Origin of the sequence: Blattabacterium cuenoti, from assembly GCF_014252095.1 — a bacterium.
Classification (GTDB): Bacteria; Bacteroidota; Bacteroidia; order Flavobacteriales; family Blattabacteriaceae; genus Blattabacterium; species Blattabacterium cuenoti_F.
The window spans coordinates 135022-152554 of record NZ_CP059210.1; the positions used below are offsets into that span (position 1 = coordinate 135022).

The window sequence follows — 17533 nt, forward strand, 5'->3', positions numbered from 1 at the left end:
TTATGGAAGAAAAAGAACAGTTTTTCTTAAAAATTTATAATTTAGGAATTATCAAATTTGGTCATTTTACCTTGAAAAGTGGAATGACTTCTCCTATATATATAGACTTTCGTCCAATAGCTTCTAGACCAGATTTATTAATAAAACTTTCTGATTTGCTTCTTAGAGAAGTTCCAGATCATACGCTTGAACTTATTTGTGGAGTTCCCTATGCGGCTTTACCTATAGCTACTACTTTATCCTTAAGGTCAAATATCCCTTTGATTATTAAGAGAAAAGAAAATAAAGGTTATGGTACCAAACGAATGATAGAAGGGATTTACAAAAAAGGACAAAATTGTCTTCTTATAGAAGATGTAATCACCAGTGGTGATAGTTTATTACAAACCGTGAGAGATCTTGAAAAAGAAGGATTAATTATTAAAAACATTCTATCCATTCTTGATCGTGAACAAGGAGGAATAGATAATATAAAAAAAAGAGGATTTAATATCCGAACTTTATTTCGGATAGGAGAAGTTTTAAAGATGTTAGAAAACAAAGATCTTTTAAAGGAAAAAGAAATACATATAATTCAACTTTTTTTCAAAAAAAAGAATAAAAAAAATTTTCAGGAAAAACGTATTTCCTATGAAGAAAAAAAAGAAAAAATTTCCCATCCCATTGGAAAAAAACTTCTTGATATAACGTTGAAAAAAAAAACAAATTTGATTGTTTCAGCTGACTTAATATACTCTGAAAAAATTTTAGAACTAGGGAATTTGACTGGAGATTCCATTTGTGGATTGAAACTTCATGCAGATATTATTAGTGATTTTTCATCTTCATTCATTGCATCTCTTAAAAAGATTTCTGTAGAAAAGAAATTTTTATTATTTGAAGATAGAAAATTATGTGATGTGGGACCTATAAATTATCTACAATTACATCATGGATTACACAAAATTTCTTCTTGGGTAGATATTTTAACCGTCCATCTACTTGCAGGAAGTATCAGTATACAAAACTTGAATATTCCTTCAAATATGGGATTAATTACTGTGTCTGAAATGTCTTCTTTTGGAAGATTATCTGATGATAATTATATAAGAAAAGCTTTAAACATTTCTTTAAAAAATCCAAAAGTAATTGGAACTGTGGCACAAAGAAGAGTAGACGATCGATTATTATTATTTACCCCTGGAATACATTTTTCTCAATCAAAAGAAAATTCGATGGGAAATACGTACATTCATCCTAATCAAGCTTTTCAAAAAAATAAAAGTGATTTTATCATAGTTGGAAAAGCTATTTATCAATCTACAAATCCAAAAATTGTGGCAGAAAAATATAGAGAGGCAGGATGGACCGCTTATGAAAATGGACTTTAGAAATTATACTTAATACAACAAAGCTTAAAATTAAAACATGAATAGATTAAATTTTTTTTTCAAAAAAATTAATGGTACTGATTATATTTTTGTTTAATTTGTGATAGATAAGAGGAGGATAATAGATCATAGATATTATTAATTATGTTTGATCATGTTTTATCCTCAAAAAGACTCGAATTCGAAACTTAAAAATAAACTTAAAAATTTTTTGAATAAATTTTGAATATGGAATGGATAAATTCATTAATCAGTTGTTTCATGATCCTTTTTAGCATTATCGATATACTAGGAAATGCTCCCATAATTATGGGTTTTAAATCCAAAGGAAATATTATAGAGACAAAAAAAGTGATAGTGACTTCTCTTATTATCTTTTTATCTTTTTTGTTTTTAGGACAACCTATGCTAAAAATTATTGGTGTGGATGTTCACTCTTTTTCCATTGCAGGATCTATCGTTTTGTTTTTAATTGGGTTAGAAATGATTTTAGGCATAGATCTTCATAAAGTAACAGAAAACGCCCAAACTTCTATCGTTCCAATTGCCTTTCCACTTATAGCTGGCCCCGGATCCTTAACTACTCTAATTTCTCTAAGAACTACTTATGATGTAAAAATCATACTTATTTCTTTGATACTAAATATGATAGTAGTCTATTTTGTCATAGATAGATGTGATTTTATAGCCGAAAAAATAGGAACTAATGGTTTAGATATACTAAAAAAGATATTCGGGATCGTTTTATTGGCTTTTGCAGTAAAAATTTTTGGAGCTAATGCCAGTCAATTATTTCAATAAAAATGAGAGGTCAGTATCTCTTATGAGATTAAATATTTTTTTAATAGAGGGGTTAATATCCTGAAATTTTGGTAAAAATTTTCCTATATAAATAAATACAATATGATAACTACAACGAGTTTGTTCTATTTTTTCTTCTAAAATAGATTTATTTAATAAAAAAGAGGCCCGCAATAAACGTTTTATTCTATTTCTATGTACGGCTTTTTTGAAATTTTTTTTTTACCAAAGTTCCAATTAGTTCTGTACATCTCATTTTATTTTCATTATGGGGATACAATAAAAAAAAACTATAAATAGGAAATACAGGTAATAATTTTCCGTATTTGATTGTATGATAAATAATATTTTTTTTTCTTTTTACTTGAAAACCCATACCTTATCTATCTGATGATTGATTATTCATAAATTCCTCCAACTTAGAAACCATCCCGACAGGTCCACAAATGAATGGAGTCCTTTGATGTAACTTGAAAGGTTCTATATCTAGAATTCTTTTTTTTCCATCAGAAGCTTTTCCACCCGCTTGTTCTGTTAAAAATGCCATCGGATTACATTCATAAAGTAGCCTCAATTTTCCATTTGGAGAAAGCGCTGTTTTGGGGTAAATATATATACCTCCTTGTATCATATTTCTATGAAAATCTCCCACTAATGATCCAATATATCGTGCCGTATAAGGACGATTATCTTTTTCTTCTTGACAGTATCTTATAAATTTCTTGATCCCATTAGGGAATCTAACATAATTTCCCTCGTTGATAGAATAAATTTTTTCTACTTTAGGGAAATGAAGTTGAGGATGAGATAAATAAAAAGTTCCCACAGAAGGATCCAAAGTAAATCCATGTACCCCATTTCCTGTAGTATAGACCAAAATAGTGGAGGATCCATAAATAATATATCCTGCAAGAATTTGTTTATTTCCTTTTTGCAAAAAATCTTCTATTCTCAAATCCATTTGAATGGGAGTCTTCTTGATATACACTGAAAATATAGTCCCAATAGACACATTGACATCTATATTGGAAGAACCATCTAGTGGATCTATTAAAACAATGTATTTCTTTTGAAAAGGATTTTCTTTTTCTCCCTTTATCACTATAAAATCTTTGCTTTCTTCCGAAGCTATTCCACAAACTACATTTCTGCTTTTAAATGATTCAATAAAAATTCTGTGTGCAAAATCATCTAGTTTCTGTTGATTTTCTCCTTGTATATTAGTTATTCCTGAACTTCCAATTTTTTCTGTTAAACCTGCTTTATTCACCTCCTTGTTAATAGCTTTAGCTGCTAATTTAATAGAACTAAATAACCGTAATAAATCTTCTGTTGAATATAAAAAACGATCTCTATTTTCTATGATAAATTCTCCTAAGGTATACATGATGTATTGGAAAATATATATAAATATCAGATTTTTTTTCGTTTCTAAAAACGACAAAGATTTTTAAAAAAAAAATCTTCTATTTTTTAGAAAAATTTATAGTTAATTCCATTTGAAAAAATGATAGAATATAAACTGTAAAAATTCAAATTTTAATCTTTTAAAAAAAAGTTATAAATTTTTTATTTTTCACCAAAAAAAAAAAGAAGGAATAAATAATACATTATAAATAACTTTCATTTGTTTTTTGAGTAATTTTATTAGTTCATGAAAATTCTTCAAATTTCATTTATATTATTATGGCGGGTCTGGTTTTTTCTAATCAATATATTTTTAGTTCCATTATGGGCAGGGGCTTCTATTCCATTTCTTTTTCAAGATAAATATTATCATATTGCATATTGGTTTCACCAAATGTGGGCGAGAAGCAATCTTTTTCTCATGGGTTTTTGGTATGTATTAGAAAAAGATCAAGAAACATTAGATAAGAATAAACAATATATGATAATCAGTAATCATAGTTCTATTATGGACATTATGTTGATTTACTCTTTAATGAGAAACCATCCCTTAGTTTTTGTAGGGAAAGCGGAACTAGCCAAACTTCCTTTTTTCGGTTTTGTTTATAGAAGAAGCAATATATTAATAGAAAGGAAAAATTTTTCTAGTTGTATGCAAGTATTTAAACAAATACAGAAAAAAGTAGATTCTGGAAAAAGTGTCTGTATTTTCCCAGAAGGAGGGGTACCTAACCCTTCTATTTTTTTAGATCATTTTAAAAGTGGTGCCTTTTCTATTGCTATAATAAAAAAAATACCTATCATTCCATTTACCATAGCTGATATAAAAACAAAGTTTCCAAGTTTTCCTATTATAAAGGGTGGACCTGGAAAAATACGAATAAAACAACATCACTCCATCTCAACAAAAAACTTGTCCTTAAAAGACAAAAATTTTCTAAAAGAAAAATGTTTTAATTTAATTAAATATCAATTAGAACAATTTGAACGTGAAAAAATTAACTCGTGAATAAAAAAATTCATATTTACACCGATGGTTCTTCCAAAGGAAATCCTGGACCTGGGGGATATGCTATTTTTATAGAAGTAGTAGGGACTACCTATAGAAAAGTTATTTCCGAAGGTTTTCGTTATACCACTAATAATCGAATGGAACTATTAGCTGTCATAGTTGGATTAGAAAAAATTACAAAAAAGAAACAGAATATTGTTGTATTTACCGATTCTAAATATGTGGTAAATCCTATTCAAAAAAATTGGATATTTCAATGGAAAAAAAATAATTTTTATAAAAAAAAAACGCAGATCTATGGATCCGATTTTTAGATATATTTCGTCAACATTTTATTGTTTTCAAATGGATAAAAGGACATGATTTTCATTATATTAATGATTATTGTGATCGACTATCAGCAGAAGCTTCCAAAAGAAAGAATTTAAAAATAGATTATGTTTATGAAACATATGAAAAGAAAAAAAATATTCATTAATTATAATTTCTTTGTCTAAGAATTTCATATATGATTACAGACATAGCATTACTTACATTTAGAGAATCCATATTTCCAAACATAGGAATGGTTACTATTTTGTGAGCGATTTTTAACCAAATAGGCGATACCCCATTGCTTTCTGAACCTAAAACGATGGCTAAATGTGAAGAAAATTTCGTTCTATATAATTGTATAGCCTTTTCATGAAATCCTGTTACTATAATTTCTATTTTTTTCTTTAGCAACCAGGAAATAATGGATTCTTTTTCCTCAATGAGAATTTTGTTTGTAAAAACACTTCCTAGACTACATCTAATTATATTAGGATTGTAAATATAGGTTTTTATATTACATAATATAATCAAATGAACCCCTACCGCATCAGCTATTCTTAGCATGGATCCTAAATTTCCAGGTTTTTCTATCCCATCTAATATAAGAATAAAAGGATTTTGAGATATTTTTATATTTTCTAGTCTTTCAAGATTTTTTCTTTTAAATAAGGCGATGATTCCACCGGAATTTTCTCTATAGGCTAATTTTTTAAAGGCTTTTATGCTAATAAAAAAAACAATGTGATTAAACGATTTGATAATATTATATTTGTGAAATATTTTTTTGCATATGAAAATTTCTATGGGTAAAAAATTACCTTTTATTGCCATTTCAAATTCTTTAATTCCTTCTACAAAAAAGATTTTTCTGGAACTTTTTTTATAAATTTTTCTTAAATTATTAATTTTATGACTACGTGTCCCATATATGTTTTCCATATTATCTTAAAATGAATTATGAAATATTTAAAAAATATGATCAAACTTACATGAGTCTAGCTATAGAATGGTCAAAATTATCTTTTTGTAAAAAAAAAAAAGTAGGAGCTATTATAGTCAAAAAAAACAGAATCATATCCGATGGATACAACGGAACTCCAAGTGGATTTGATAATATATGTGAAGATAAAAATGGAGAAACCAAATGGTATGTTTTACATGCAGAAGCAAATGCTATATTAAAAATATCTACTTCTTCGTATTCTTGTAAAGGCGCTTTTTTATACATTACACATTTTCCATGTCTAGAATGCAGCAAATTGATTTATCAATCTAAAATTAAAAGAGTAGTATATTTATATGATCACAAATATACCATCAAAAATGATGGATTAAATTTTTTAATAAAATCTAAAATCATAGTAGATCCTATTTTTATAAATGATCAAAAAACCCAGATGGCGGAATAGGCAGACGCGTTGGACTCAAAATCCAATGATTTTACATCATGCGGGTTCAAATCCCGCTCTGGGTACTAATTCTCATATTCTTATTCTTAGAATAAAAAATATCGTTGAGAAAGCGGTAAAAAATCCGATGGTTTGGAAGTGATTTTTTTTCCTTCTATATAAACGCTATAATTTTTTGGATCTACCTCTAAATCTGGAGTTTCTCCATTTAATATCATGTCTTTTTTGGATAAAGAACGACATCCTTTGACTATCTTAATTTTCTTTTTTATCTCATTTGTTTCCAAAAAACCATCGTTGATAGCATGTGATGAAACAAAAATACTGCTCAATTTTGGTTCAAAATAACCAAACATTTTACGATACATAAATGGTTGTGGAGTAGGAATAGTCGCATTAGGATCTCCCATACTAGCGTACGCAACCATTCCGCTTTTTATAACTAATTCAGGTTTCACTCCAAAAAACGAGGGTTTCCATAAGATTAAATCTGCCATTTTTCCAATAGAAATGGATCCAACATATTCTGAAATTCCATGAGTTATAGCAGGATTTATGGTATATTTAGAAATATATCTTTTGACTCTAAAATTATCATTTTGATGAGAATCATTTTTTAGAGATCCTCGTTCTTTTTTCATTTTATCTGCCGTTTGCCAAGTCCGTTTTACGACTTCTCCAATTCTTCCCATAGCTTGAGAATCTGAACTAGTCATACTAATTGCTCCTATGTCATGTAATACTCCTTCTGCACTAATTGTTTCAGATCTAATACGTGATTTAGCAAAAGCTATGTCTTCTGGAAGATTGGAATCTAAATGATGACATATCATTAACATATCTAAATGTTCATCAATAGTATTGTTAGTATAAGGCATAGTAGGACTTGTAGATGACGGTAAAATATTGGTATGAGATATCACTTTTAATAAATCAGGAGAATGCCCACCACCGGCACCTTCTGTATGATAGGTATGAATAGTTCTATTTTTAAATGTTTTTAAAGTATCTTCTACATAACCTGATTCATTTAAGGAATCCGTATGAATATTTACTTGGACATCCGTTTTTTCCGATACATTTAAACATTGATCTATCACATATGGAGTACTTCCCCAATCCTCATGAATTTTTAATCCACCGGCACCAGCCTTTATCTGTTCAATTAGAGCTTCAGGATGAGAACTATTTCCACTCGCAAGAAAGATAAAATTTATCGGAACGTGATCTGTACTTTTTAACATTCTTTGAATATTCCAAACTCCAGAAGTACAATTAGTAGCTATAGTTCCGGTAGCAGGACCTGATCCTCCACCAATAATGGTGGTCGTTCCATTTTCTAATGCAACTTCAAATAATTGAGGACAAATATAATGAACATGACTATCTACACTACCAGCCGTAACGATCATGTTTTCTGAAGAAATCACTTCAGTTCCCGCTCCAATATACATATTTGAAGTCACCCCATCCATAAAATATGGATTCCCTGCTTTTCCTATTCCAACAATGATTCCATTCTTGATTCCAAGATCTGCTTTTATAATTCCCCAATGATCAATGATAATAGCATTGGTTAAAACTAAATCCAGAACTCCTTCTTTTCTAGTAGCAAATGGATGTTGGCCCATTCCATCTCGAATAACTTTACCTCCTCCGAAAACACACTCATCTCCATAAATAGTGTAATCTTTCTCAATTTCAATCCACAAAGAGGTATCTCCCAAACGGACTTTATCCCCTTTAGTGGGACCATACATACTTGCATAAGATTCTCTATCTAACTTTTTTATATTCATATTTTTGTATTCTCTTTTCCGGAAAATCCATAAATTTTTTGACTCCCACCTATTTTTACCAAAAAAACTTTTTTTGTTTCACCTGGCTCAAAACGAATAGACCTTCCAGAAGGAATATCTAGTCTGTATCCCTTAGTTCCATTTCTATCAAAATGAAGTGCTGCATTGGTTTCATAAAAATGAAAATGAGACCCGATTTGTATGGGACGAGTTCCAACATTCGATACTACTCTTTCTATACGATGTCTCCCAGGTAATAAAGAAATTTCCTCTTTGAGAAGATCATATTGTCCTGGGATCATCATATTGTTATTGGAGGAATTCTTCTTAATGCTTTTTTTAATAGGACGGTGTATGGTTACTAGTTTTGTCCCATCAGGAAAAGTTGCTTCTACTTGAACATTATTAAGCATTTCATATACTCCATCCATCACTTGATCATCATGTAGAAGGTTTCCCGCTTCCAACATAAGTTTTTTCACTGTTTTTCCATCACGTGCGCCTTCCATAACATAATGAGTAATTAATGCCACAGACTCAGGATAATTTAATTTTAATCCTCTTTCTAAACGCTTTTTTGCCAGTTCTCCAGCCATGTGAAGAAGAATTTTTTCCTTTTCATAAGAAGTTAAATGCATAGTTTCAATTATCGTTGCAATAAATAACAGTTACACAAATTTAAATATATTCTTATCGAAAAAAAAATTCCACGTTATTCATCACATTGATGTTTTTTTCGTGTAAACTTTTGATAAAAAAAACACAAAAGGATTCGTATCTTTGATAATAAAAAAAAGAAATCTAAAAGCTTAATTTTTCAATTAAAACTTTTCAAAGTCACAGAAAATTATTCAGGAGAATTTTTTATAGAGAAAGGATAGCATAAATAATCTTCATGTAGAAAGATTTTTAAACCTGAAAAAGACACTTCTCTGCAAATTATCATTATTTTTGTCTTCATCTTTGAAATAACAGGGGAAAATTGTTTTAATAAATAATTCATTAGAAAATGCAAGTTTTAAAATTTGGGGGAAGTTCCGTGGCTCATTCTGATTCCATAAAACGTATTTGTTCTTTATTAGAAAAGAAACCAAAAGGAAGATATGCTATGGTGGTATCTGCATTAGGAAATATTACCGATCAGTTAATTCAATGTGGAAAATTAGCTTCTGAAAGAAAAAATATTTATAAAAATATTTTAGAAGAAATAGAAATTCGTCATCTTAATATTATCAGAGAGTTATTTCCAATTACTTATCAAAGTCATTTAATTAGTTGGATAAAAAAGAATATCAATGATTTAGAAATTTTATGTGACGGAATTTTTCAGGTAAAAGAACTCTCAAAACGTTCTTTAGATAAAATCATGAGTTTTGGAGAACTAAGTTCTTCTTTTCTCATTGCGGAAAAACTAAAACAAACTGGTTTAGATGCGGTTTGCAAAGACAGCAGAGAATTGATTATCACTGATTCTCAATTCGGATGTGCACAAGTAGATTTTATCACAAGCAATCACCATATTATTCAGTTTTTTAGGGAAAAAACATCCGAATATATTGTTTTACCAGGTTTTATAGGATCTACTTTAGAAAATGAAACCACAACTCTTGGAAGAGGAGGTTCTGATTATACAGCCGCTATTTTAGCAGCGGCTATATCTGCAAGTTTACTTGAAATATGGACGGATGTGAGTGGAATGATGACGGCAAATCCAAAAATCGTGAATCAAGCTTTTCCTATTAAAGAGATTTCTTATGAAGAGGCTATGGAACTATCGCATTTTGGGGCAAAAGTTATTTATCCTCCTACGATACAACCAGCTATGAAAAAACATATTCCTATACAAATTAAAAATACTTTTTCTCCTGTAGACCCAGGAACTTTAATTTATCTTAGCAAAAGTACTAATATTAGTCAACCAGTTACCGGAATTTCTGGAATTCAGAATTTGGCTTTACTCACTCTTGAAGGAAGTGGGATGGTAGGGATTCCAGGCTATTCAAAACGATTATTTGAAGCTTTGTCACGTGAAAAAATAAATGTTATTTTTATTACCCAAAGTTCTTCAGAACATTCTATAACTACCGGAATCCATGAAATGGATGTAATTAAAGCAAAGGCTGTAATAGATAGCGAATTTTCTCAAGAGATCCATCAAAGACGTATTGATCCATTAACGATCGAAAAAGACCTTTGTATCATCGCTGTAGTCGGAGACAATATGAAAAACCTTCATGGAACTAGTGGGAAAATGTTTGCTTCCTTAGGGAGAAATAGTATTAATGTTAGAGCTATTGCACAAGGATCTACTGAAAAAAATATATCTGCTGTTATTCGAAAAGAAGATTTTAAAAAAGCTTTGAATACCTTGCATGAAGCTTTTTTTGAAAGCCCTCCAAAACAAATTAATCTCTTCATTTGTGGAGTAGGTCAAGTTGGGAGTAAATTACTTGAACAAATTGATCAACAAAAAAATTACTTGCTTGAAGAGTTAAAACTTCAAGTAAGAGTAATTGGATTAGCTAATAGCAAAAAAATGTATTTTGATGATAATGGAATAAATCTACTTCAATGGAAAAATAATCTAAATGAAAAAGGTCATAAAATGAATATCTATTCTTTCATGGAAGAAGTCTGGAAATTTAATCTAAGAAATAGTTTATTTGTAGATAATACAGCTAGTGAAGAAATGGCTATGACTTATGAAAAATTTTTGCAAAATGGAATTGGAGTAATCACTTGTAACAAAATAGCTTGTTCTTCTGATTATGATCATTATAAAAGATTAAAAACTCTTTCTAGACATTTTCAAGCTCCCTTTTTATTCGAAACTAATGTAGGAGCAAGTCTACCAGTGATTAGCACTCTTAACGATCTTATAAACAGTGGAGATAAAATAAAAAAAATAGAAGCTGTATTATCTGGAAGTTTAAATTTCATTTTTAATCATTTTTTAGGAGAAAAATCATTTTTAGAAGTTGTAAAAGAAGCTCAATTACAAGGATATACGGAACCAGATCCTCGTATTGATCTTAGCGGATTAGATGTCATGCGAAAAATACTTATTTTAGCAAGAGAATGTGGCGCTCCATTAGAAATTAGTGATATTCATCAAAAATCTTTTCTTCCTGAAAGTTGTTCAAAAGTGATTTCTATTGAAAATTTTTATCAAGAATTACATCAATATAGAGATTACTTTTTTAAAATTAGAAAAGAAGCAGAAAAAGAAAAAAAACGTCTACGTTTTATTGCTCGTTATGAAAATGGTCGAGCTTTTGTAGGTTTAGAATCTGTAAAACAAAGCCATCCTTTTTATCAGTTAGAAGGAAAAGATAATATGGTTTTATATAATACATTTCGTTATGCTGAACAACCTTTGATTATAAGGGGAGCAGGAGCTGGAGCAGAAGTAACTGCTTCTGGAGTATTTTCTGATATTATTAAAGCTACTAAATAAAAATCATGAATAGGATTAAAATATTGTCACCAGCTACTGTAGCTAATTTAGCTTGCGGTTTTGATGTTATTGGATTAGCTTTAGATATTCCAGTAGATGAAATTCTTTTATACAAATCCAATAGTCCTGGAATACGTATTAATCGAATAGATGGAACCACCTTACCTAAGGATCAAAAAAAAAATGTAGCTTTTGTGTCTTTACAAGCTTTGTTAAAAAAATATCAGCAAAGATTTTATAAAGAAAAAAAAATAGGTTTTGAAATAGAATTAATTAAAAATATACATCCAGGAAGTGGGATCGGCTCTAGTGCTGCTAGTGCTGCTGGAGTGGTATATGGAGCTAATATATTACTAGGAAACCCGTTTAATAGAATGCAATTGATCCGTTTTGCTATGGAAGGAGAACGTATAGCCAGTGGAAGTGCTCATGCAGATAATGTAGCTCCTGCTATTATGGGGGGTGTCACTTTAGTAAGAAGTTATCAACCTTTAGACATTACTAAATTGCATTCTCCAAATGAATTATGGGTAAGCATAATTCATCCACAAATTGAAATAAAAACCTCGGACGCTAGAGAAATACTAAAACAAAAAATCTTAATGACAGATGCTATACGACAATGGGGAAATATCGGGGCATTAGTAGCAGGATTATATCAAGAAAATTATGAACTCATTAGTAGATCTCTAGAAGATTTTATTGTTGAACCCATACGTGCTATGCTGATTCCTGCATTTTACGAATTAAAAATAAGATGTAAAGAAATAGGAGCTTTAGGTGGTGGGATATCTGGATCAGGTCCTTCTGTATTTATGTTAAGTAAAGGAAATGATATCGCAAAAAAAGTTACTGAAGTGATGAATCTTGTTTATTCTCCATTGAAAGTAGATTATAAAACTTATACTTCTCCTATTAATCAAAAAGGAGTAAAGTTTTCTGAAATCCTTTAAGAATCCAATCCATTCAAAAAAATCAAATTTTTCTTTTATGTTATATTACAGTTTAGAAGATCATAAAAACCTCGTTTCTTTTGAAAAAGCGGTTTTAAGAGGTTTAGCAAAAGATGGGGGATTATATTTTCCGGAAAATATTCCTATTCTAAAACGAAAATTTCTGGAAAATATCCAAAAATATGATATATATACTCTTGCGATGGAGATTATCCAACCCTATATAGGAGAATCTATTTCTGAAGAATCTATCTTCCGTATTATTCAGAAAACTTTGAATTTTTCTTTTCCATTACAAAGAATTCATGACAATATATACGTATTAGAGCTTTTTCATGGACCTACTTTAGCCTTTAAAGACGTAGGAGCTCAATTTATGGCCGGATGTTTAAGTCATTTTTACAAAAAAATAGGAAAATTAGTGACTGTTTTAGTAGCCACTTCTGGAGATACTGGAGGTGCGGTAGCTAAAGGATTTCATAATGTTTCTGGAATAGAGGTTATTATATTGTATCCCTATAAAGGGGTTAGCTTATTGCAGGAAAAGCAAATGACTTGTTTAGGGGGGAATATTCTAGCTATAGAAATAAAGGGAAATTTTGATGATTGTCAATCCATAGTTAAAAAAGCTTTTTTAGACAAGAAAATACGAGATAAATATCTACTAACTTCTGCTAATTCTATTAACATAGCAAGATGGCTTCCTCAAATGTTTTATTATTTTTTAGCTTATAGACAAATAATAGAAGAAAATAGAAAATTGATTTTTTCAGTTCCAAGTGGAAACTTTGGAAATATTTGTGCAGGAATGATGGCTGAAAAAATGGGATTACCTATCAAGTATTTTATAGCATCCACAAATATTAATGACACCATTCCTAGATTTTTAAAAACGGAAAAATATCATCCTCTTCCAGTAAAAAAAACGATATCCAATGCCATGGACATATCCCATCCAAGTAATTTTTCTCGTATATGGCATTTATATAAAGAAAGCATAGTGAAATTACGAAAAAAATTATCCTCTTATCAATTTACAGATGAAGAAACTTTAGCCATTATAGAAATGGTATGGAAAGAACATAAATATATGTTAGATCCTCATGGAGCTATTGGTTATTTAGGACTTAGACAATACCTAAAAGAGGTTAAAGATCCTTTAGCTACAGCTGTTTTTTTAGAAACAGCTCATCCTATTAAATTTTTAGATCATATGCCATATTCTTTGCGAGAAGAAATTCTTATTCCTAAAAAATTAGAAGTTCTTTTGAATTCAGAAAAAAGTGAAAAAAAAATATCTATGTCCAACAATTACGATCTATTTAAAAATTGGTTAATCAATAAATAGGAATCATTACAAAGTTCTAAATTAAACAGCGACATCTCCTTTTATATGGGGATGAGGGTTGTAATTGATTAATTTAAAATCTTCGAAAGAAAAATTAAATACATTTTTTATAGAGGGATTTAAAAGAATTTTTGGTAAAGGTTTAGGGGAACGTTGTATTTGAAGTTGAACTTGTTCTATATGGTTATTATATATATGAGCATCCCCTATAGTATGAATGAATTCCTTGGCTATAAAATTGAGTGTTTTAGCTACCATGGTAAGTAATAAAGCATAAGAAGCAATATTAAAAGGTAATCCAAGAAAAATATCTGCACTTCTTTGATATAATTGTAAAGACAATTGTTTTTTTTCTGAAACATAAAATTGAAAAAGTAAATGACAGGGAGGTAGTCTCATTTCTTGAATCATTCCTACATTCCAAGAAGAAACGATCAAACGTCGTGAATGAGGATTTGATTTTATTTCTTTTATAAGATGAGTGATTTGATCAATAAAACGACCATCATAAGTAGGCCATTTACGCCATTGTAATCCATATATTGGACCTAGATCTCCGTTTTCATTAGCCCATTCATTCCATATAGATACTTTATTATCTTTTAGATACTGGATATTGGTATATCCTTTCAAAAACCATAATAACTCATAAATAATAGAACGAATACTTAATTTCTTTGTAGTTAAAAGAGGAAATCCTTTTTTTAAATCAAATCTCATTTGAGATCCAAATAAACTTTTTGTTCCTATCCCAGTACGATCCATTTTTTTTATTCCATTTTTTAAGACATTTTTTAAAAGATCTAAATATTGTTCCATAACTAAAGTTATTTCTTGAGTATTTTTGCATAAAAAAAACATAACATATGAATCAAAAGGTACTCTTTTTTTCTACAAAAAGTGGATTAAAACTATCAGAGAATATAGCTTATCATTATGGAAGTTTTTTAGGAAAAGTTTGTTTTTTGGAATTTAGTGATGGAGAATATTCCCCTTTTTTTGAACAGTCTGTTCGTGGATCACGAGTATTTTTGATTGGATCTACTTTTCCTCCAGTGGATAATTTGATGGAATTACTTTTAATGTGTGATGCAGCACGAAGGGCCTCCGCTCATAACATTACACTTGTTATTCCATATTTTGGATGGGGTAGACAAGATCATAAGGATAAACCAAGAACTCCTATAGCCGCAAAACTTATAGCGAATTTAATGGTAGCCGCAGGAGCTCATAGAGTCATGACCATGGATTTACATGCAGATCAGATTCAGGGATTTTTTGATATTCCTGTAGATCATTTATATGCATCTAGAATATTTATTGATTATATCAAAAAATTGAACATGGATCAATTAACCATAGCTTCTCCAGATATGGGAGGAGCAAAAAGAGCTAGAAGTTATGCAGGATATTTAGGCACAGATGTGGTTATCTGCTATAAAGAAAGAAAGAAGGCAAATGAAATAGAATTTATGAATCTTATTGGAAATGTCAAAGAAAAAAATATCATTCTCCTAGATGATATGGTAGATACAGCAGGAACTTTAACAGAAGCAGCTAGTCTAATTAAAAAACAAGGAGCTAAAAGTGTACGTGCTATAGCTACTCATCCCGTTTTGTCAGGAAATTCATATGAAAGAATAATAAAATCCTCTCTTGAAGAATTAGTCGTCACGGATACCATTCCTCTAAAGAAAAATAATGAAAAAATCAAAGTATTATCTTGCGCTCCTCTTTTCGCAGAAGTGATGCAATCGATTCATAATGACGAATCTATTAGTAATAAATTTATAATTTAATTATTATGCAATATGTAAATATATCCGGTAAAAAAAGAAATATAGGGAAAAAGGTTCTTGAAACCATTCGACTTTCCGGAGAAGTCCCTTGCATTTTATATGGAAAAAATATCAATATTCCATTTTCTACTTCTTTAGACACTTTTAAAAAGTTGCTATATACACAAGAATTTTATTGGGTTTCTATTCAAATAGAAGGAGAAAAGAAAAACATCAAAGCAGTTAAAAAAGAAATTCAATTTGATCCTATTAGTGAAAAAATTTTGCATGCTGATTTTTGCAAAATAGAAGATTGTAAACCTATAATATTGGAAATTCCTATAAAAACTTTTGGAAGACCTATTGGAGTTTCCAAAGGAGGAGAATATTATTCTCCGATTAGAAAATTAAAAGTCAAAGCGATTCCTTCTTCTTTTCCAAAATATATCAAATTGGATATTCAATCTTTAGACATAGGAGATAGAATAACGGTGAAAGATCTATTGAAAAAGGAATATAATATTTTACATCCTTTAAATACTTTGCTAGCGAGAGTAAAAACTTCTCGTATTATTTCTACTACTGATGATGTTGTAAAAAGCTCTCAAGACGAAAAAAAAGACCTGATCCCTAACCCTAAAGAAGATAAAAAAGTTAAGAAATAATCAAGTGAACGATTGTGATTTTATGAAAATAGCTCTAGAAGAGGCTTTAATAGCTTTTCATAAAGATGAAGTCCCTATAGGAGCTGCAATCACATATGAAAATATAATTATAGCTAGAGCACATAACTTAACTGAAACTTTAAGTGATATTACTGCACATGCAGAAATGTTAGTCATCAACTTAGCTTCTGATTATCTAGAAAAGAAATATATACAAGAATGTACTTTATATGTGACTATGGAACCTTGTATTATGTGTGCTGGAGCTTTGTTTTTTTCTCAAATAGGAAGAGTAGTATGTGGAGCTCTTTCTTATAAAAGAGGTTTTTTATATACGGGAATTAAATTGCATCCTAAAACAAAATTTTTATCTGGAATAATGAAAAATCAATGTAAGAATCTTCTACAGGAATTCTTCTTTTTCAAAAGAAAAAAAATGAATTTATAAATTTAAATGAGAACTTTTTTCTTTTTTCTGATTTTAAGTTTCAGAAACACTGGAAATGTGGTTATTAAAACAATGAGTAAAACAATCCATTCCAAGTGATTTTTAAGTTCTGGAAACCTTCTGTCTAGATAGTGTCCAGCTAACATGATAGAAAAAGTCCAAGCTAGTGCTCCTATAATATTATAGATCATAAATTTTTTAAAATCAACACGAATTGCCCCTGCAACAATGGGAGCAAAAGTTCGAAACATTGGAAGAAATCGACTCATAATCAATGCTGTAGTTTTATATTTATTATAAAATAATTTGGCTATAAGGAGATGTTTTTTCTTAAAAAGAAAGGTATCTTTTTTTTTATACAATAAATTTCCAGATTTATACCCCAACCAATACCCTTGCATATTCCCAAGAATAGCTACTCCTGCTACAATTAAAATAATTACAAAAAATGGGACATTATAAAAATTTTTGCATAAATCTTTTCCGAAAATTCCGGCAGTAAATAATAAAGAATCCCCTGGTAAAAAAAAACCAATAAAAAAACCAGTCTCTGCAAAAACAATTGCCAAAAGAATAAATAAAGCGGTATTTCCAAAATAGAAAAAAATCCATCTAGGATTGAATAAATGCTGAAAAAAATCCCAAATATCTGACATTCTCAATAACGAATATGATTGTATTTCAATAAAAACAAAGTTAAAGATTTCCGTTTTTTATTTAGGAATATTCTCAAAATATAGGTCTAAAATATTTATTTTTACAGATATTAAT

17 protein-coding genes, 1 tRNA gene and 1 pseudogene are annotated in these 17533 nt (G+C 29.5%); 12 read left to right on the forward strand and 7 right to left on the reverse strand.

Annotation, left to right across the window (positions count from 1 at the left end; all coding sequences use genetic code 11):
• Positions 1–2: 2 nt before the first annotated feature.
• Positions 3–1370: an orotate phosphoribosyltransferase gene (gene pyrE, locus H0H45_RS00630; protein ID WP_185866691.1), complete on the forward strand. Its 1368-nt coding sequence runs from the start codon at positions 3–5 to the stop codon at positions 1368–1370.
• A 228-nt stretch (positions 1371–1598) separates the two neighbouring features.
• Positions 1599–2171, forward strand: coding sequence for a MarC family protein (locus H0H45_RS00635; protein WP_185866692.1), 573 nt, complete (start codon positions 1599–1601; stop codon positions 2169–2171).
• Here H0H45_RS00635 and H0H45_RS03155 read toward each other — a convergent pair.
• Positions 2160–2345, reverse strand: a complete 186-nt coding sequence (locus H0H45_RS03155) for a hypothetical protein (RefSeq protein WP_394366645.1) — start codon at positions 2343–2345, stop codon at positions 2160–2162. The two genes, H0H45_RS00635 and H0H45_RS03155, sit on opposite strands and share 12 nt — an antisense overlap.
• A gap of 205 nt (positions 2346–2550) precedes the next feature.
• The gene (gene fbp / locus H0H45_RS00645) at positions 2551–3558 is read right to left on the reverse strand and encodes a class 1 fructose-bisphosphatase (RefSeq protein ID WP_185866693.1); all 1008 of its coding nucleotides are present in this window, start codon (positions 3556–3558) and stop codon (positions 2551–2553) included.
• Between the two features lie 267 nt (positions 3559–3825).
• Here fbp and H0H45_RS00650 point away from each other — a divergent pair, with 267 nt between their 5' ends.
• On the forward strand, positions 3826–4587 hold the full coding sequence (locus H0H45_RS00650) for a lysophospholipid acyltransferase family protein (protein WP_185866694.1): 762 nt from the start codon (positions 3826–3828) through the stop codon (positions 4585–4587).
• Positions 4584–5068: pseudogene (locus H0H45_RS00655) on the forward strand (RNase H family protein). Before H0H45_RS00650 ends, H0H45_RS00655 begins: the two are co-directional and overlap by 4 nt.
• On the opposite strand, the gene H0H45_RS00660 reads toward H0H45_RS00655, so the two are convergent.
• Positions 5065–5844 carry an RNA methyltransferase gene (locus H0H45_RS00660; protein WP_185866695.1) on the reverse strand — a complete coding sequence of 260 codons (780 nt, stop codon included), beginning with the start codon at positions 5842–5844 and terminating at the stop codon, positions 5065–5067. The pseudogene H0H45_RS00655 and the gene H0H45_RS00660 overlap by 4 nt on opposite strands.
• A gap of 11 nt (positions 5845–5855) precedes the next feature.
• Between H0H45_RS00660 and H0H45_RS00665 the strand changes: the two genes are divergently transcribed.
• Together H0H45_RS00665 and H0H45_RS00670 are read left to right on the forward strand one after the other, a co-directional pair.
• Complete coding sequence (locus H0H45_RS00665) at positions 5856–6314, forward strand: deoxycytidylate deaminase (protein ID WP_185866696.1); 459 nt, start codon at positions 5856–5858, stop codon at positions 6312–6314.
• Positions 6297–6379: transfer RNA gene (locus H0H45_RS00670), tRNA-Leu, on the forward strand. The genes H0H45_RS00665 and H0H45_RS00670 overlap by 18 nt, the downstream gene beginning before the upstream one ends.
• 21 nt (positions 6380–6400) lie before the next feature.
• Here the strand turns inward: H0H45_RS00670 and ureC are convergent.
• Positions 6401–8113, reverse strand: a complete 1713-nt coding sequence (gene ureC / locus H0H45_RS00675) for an urease subunit alpha (RefSeq protein WP_317168686.1) — start codon at positions 8111–8113, stop codon at positions 6401–6403.
• Entirely contained in the window at positions 8110–8751 is a 642-nt protein-coding gene (locus tag H0H45_RS00680; RefSeq protein WP_185866697.1) for an urease subunit gamma, read from the reverse strand. Before H0H45_RS00680 ends, ureC begins: the two co-directional genes overlap by 4 nt.
• Positions 8752–9122: 371 nt before the next feature.
• On the opposite strand from H0H45_RS00680, the gene thrA reads away from it, so the two are divergent.
• From thrA to thrC, 3 genes are read left to right on the forward strand one after another with little or no spacing between them, the layout of a single operon-like run.
• Positions 9123–11570: a bifunctional aspartate kinase/homoserine dehydrogenase I gene (thrA, locus tag H0H45_RS00685; RefSeq protein ID WP_185866698.1), complete on the forward strand. Its 2448-nt coding sequence runs from the start codon at positions 9123–9125 to the stop codon at positions 11568–11570.
• Positions 11571–11575: 5 nt separating this feature from the next.
• A complete protein-coding gene (locus tag H0H45_RS00690; protein WP_185866699.1) occupies positions 11576–12523 on the forward strand; it encodes a homoserine kinase in 948 nt (315 codons plus the stop codon).
• A gap of 37 nt (positions 12524–12560) precedes the next feature.
• Positions 12561–13871, forward strand: a complete 1311-nt coding sequence (gene thrC, locus H0H45_RS00695) for a threonine synthase (protein ID WP_185866700.1) — start codon at positions 12561–12563, stop codon at positions 13869–13871.
• A gap of 21 nt (positions 13872–13892) precedes the next feature.
• Here thrC and H0H45_RS00700 read toward each other — a convergent pair whose 3' ends face one another.
• Complete coding sequence (locus tag H0H45_RS00700) at positions 13893–14690, reverse strand: thymidylate synthase (protein ID WP_185866857.1); 798 nt, start codon at positions 14688–14690, stop codon at positions 13893–13895.
• 47 nt (positions 14691–14737) lie between these two features.
• Here H0H45_RS00700 and H0H45_RS00705 point away from each other — a divergent pair, with 47 nt between their 5' ends.
• Genes H0H45_RS00705 through H0H45_RS00715 form a run of 3 tightly spaced genes read left to right on the forward strand, consistent with a single transcriptional unit; the run spans position 14738 to position 16762 of the window.
• Positions 14738–15670, forward strand: coding sequence for a ribose-phosphate pyrophosphokinase (locus tag H0H45_RS00705; RefSeq protein WP_185866701.1), 933 nt, complete (start codon positions 14738–14740; stop codon positions 15668–15670).
• A gap of 5 nt (positions 15671–15675) precedes the next feature.
• A complete protein-coding gene (locus H0H45_RS00710; RefSeq protein WP_185866702.1) occupies positions 15676–16314 on the forward strand; it encodes a 50S ribosomal protein L25 in 639 nt (212 codons plus the stop codon).
• A 22-nt stretch (positions 16315–16336) separates the two neighbouring features.
• Positions 16337–16762: a nucleoside deaminase gene (locus H0H45_RS00715; RefSeq protein ID WP_185866703.1), complete on the forward strand. Its 426-nt coding sequence runs from the start codon at positions 16337–16339 to the stop codon at positions 16760–16762.
• 2 nt (positions 16763–16764) lie between these two features.
• On the opposite strand, the gene H0H45_RS00720 is transcribed toward H0H45_RS00715, so the two are convergent.
• A complete protein-coding gene (locus H0H45_RS00720) occupies positions 16765–17418 on the reverse strand; it encodes a DedA family protein (RefSeq protein ID WP_185866704.1) in 654 nt (217 codons plus the stop codon).
• Positions 17419–17533: the final 115 nt, after the last annotated feature.

Excerpts from the sequence above, each read along its gene's own strand:
- H0H45_RS00665 (WP_185866696.1), top strand. The coding sequence starts at position 5,856 with ATGAATTATGAAATATTTAAAAAATATGATCAAACTTACATGAGTCTA.
- H0H45_RS00660 (WP_185866695.1), bottom strand. The coding sequence starts at position 5,844 with ATGGAAAACATATATGGGACACGTAGTCATAAAATTAATAATTTAAGA.
- H0H45_RS00635 (WP_185866692.1), top strand. The coding sequence starts at position 1,599 with ATGGAATGGATAAATTCATTAATCAGTTGTTTCATGATCCTTTTTAGC.
- H0H45_RS00705 (WP_185866701.1), top strand. The coding sequence starts at position 14,738 with ATGAATCAAAAGGTACTCTTTTTTTCTACAAAAAGTGGATTAAAACTA.
- fbp (WP_185866693.1), bottom strand. The coding sequence starts at position 3,558 with ATGTATACCTTAGGAGAATTTATCATAGAAAATAGAGATCGTTTTTTA.
- pyrE (WP_185866691.1), top strand. The coding sequence starts at position 3 with ATGGAAGAAAAAGAACAGTTTTTCTTAAAAATTTATAATTTAGGAATT.
- H0H45_RS00650 (WP_185866694.1), top strand. The coding sequence starts at position 3,826 with ATGAAAATTCTTCAAATTTCATTTATATTATTATGGCGGGTCTGGTTT.
- H0H45_RS00680 (WP_185866697.1), bottom strand. The coding sequence starts at position 8,751 with ATGCATTTAACTTCTTATGAAAAGGAAAAAATTCTTCTTCACATGGCT.
- H0H45_RS00720 (WP_185866704.1), bottom strand. The coding sequence starts at position 17,418 with ATGTCAGATATTTGGGATTTTTTTCAGCATTTATTCAATCCTAGATGG.
- ureC (WP_317168686.1), bottom strand. The coding sequence starts at position 8,113 with ATGAATATAAAAAAGTTAGATAGAGAATCTTATGCAAGTATGTATGGT.
- H0H45_RS00715 (WP_185866703.1), top strand. The coding sequence starts at position 16,337 with ATGAAAATAGCTCTAGAAGAGGCTTTAATAGCTTTTCATAAAGATGAA.
- thrC (WP_185866700.1), top strand. The coding sequence starts at position 12,561 with ATGTTATATTACAGTTTAGAAGATCATAAAAACCTCGTTTCTTTTGAA.
- thrA (WP_185866698.1), top strand. The coding sequence starts at position 9,123 with ATGCAAGTTTTAAAATTTGGGGGAAGTTCCGTGGCTCATTCTGATTCC.
- H0H45_RS00690 (WP_185866699.1), top strand. The coding sequence starts at position 11,576 with ATGAATAGGATTAAAATATTGTCACCAGCTACTGTAGCTAATTTAGCT.
- H0H45_RS00710 (WP_185866702.1), top strand. The coding sequence starts at position 15,676 with ATGCAATATGTAAATATATCCGGTAAAAAAAGAAATATAGGGAAAAAG.
- H0H45_RS00700 (WP_185866857.1), bottom strand. The coding sequence starts at position 14,690 with ATGGAACAATATTTAGATCTTTTAAAAAATGTCTTAAAAAATGGAATA.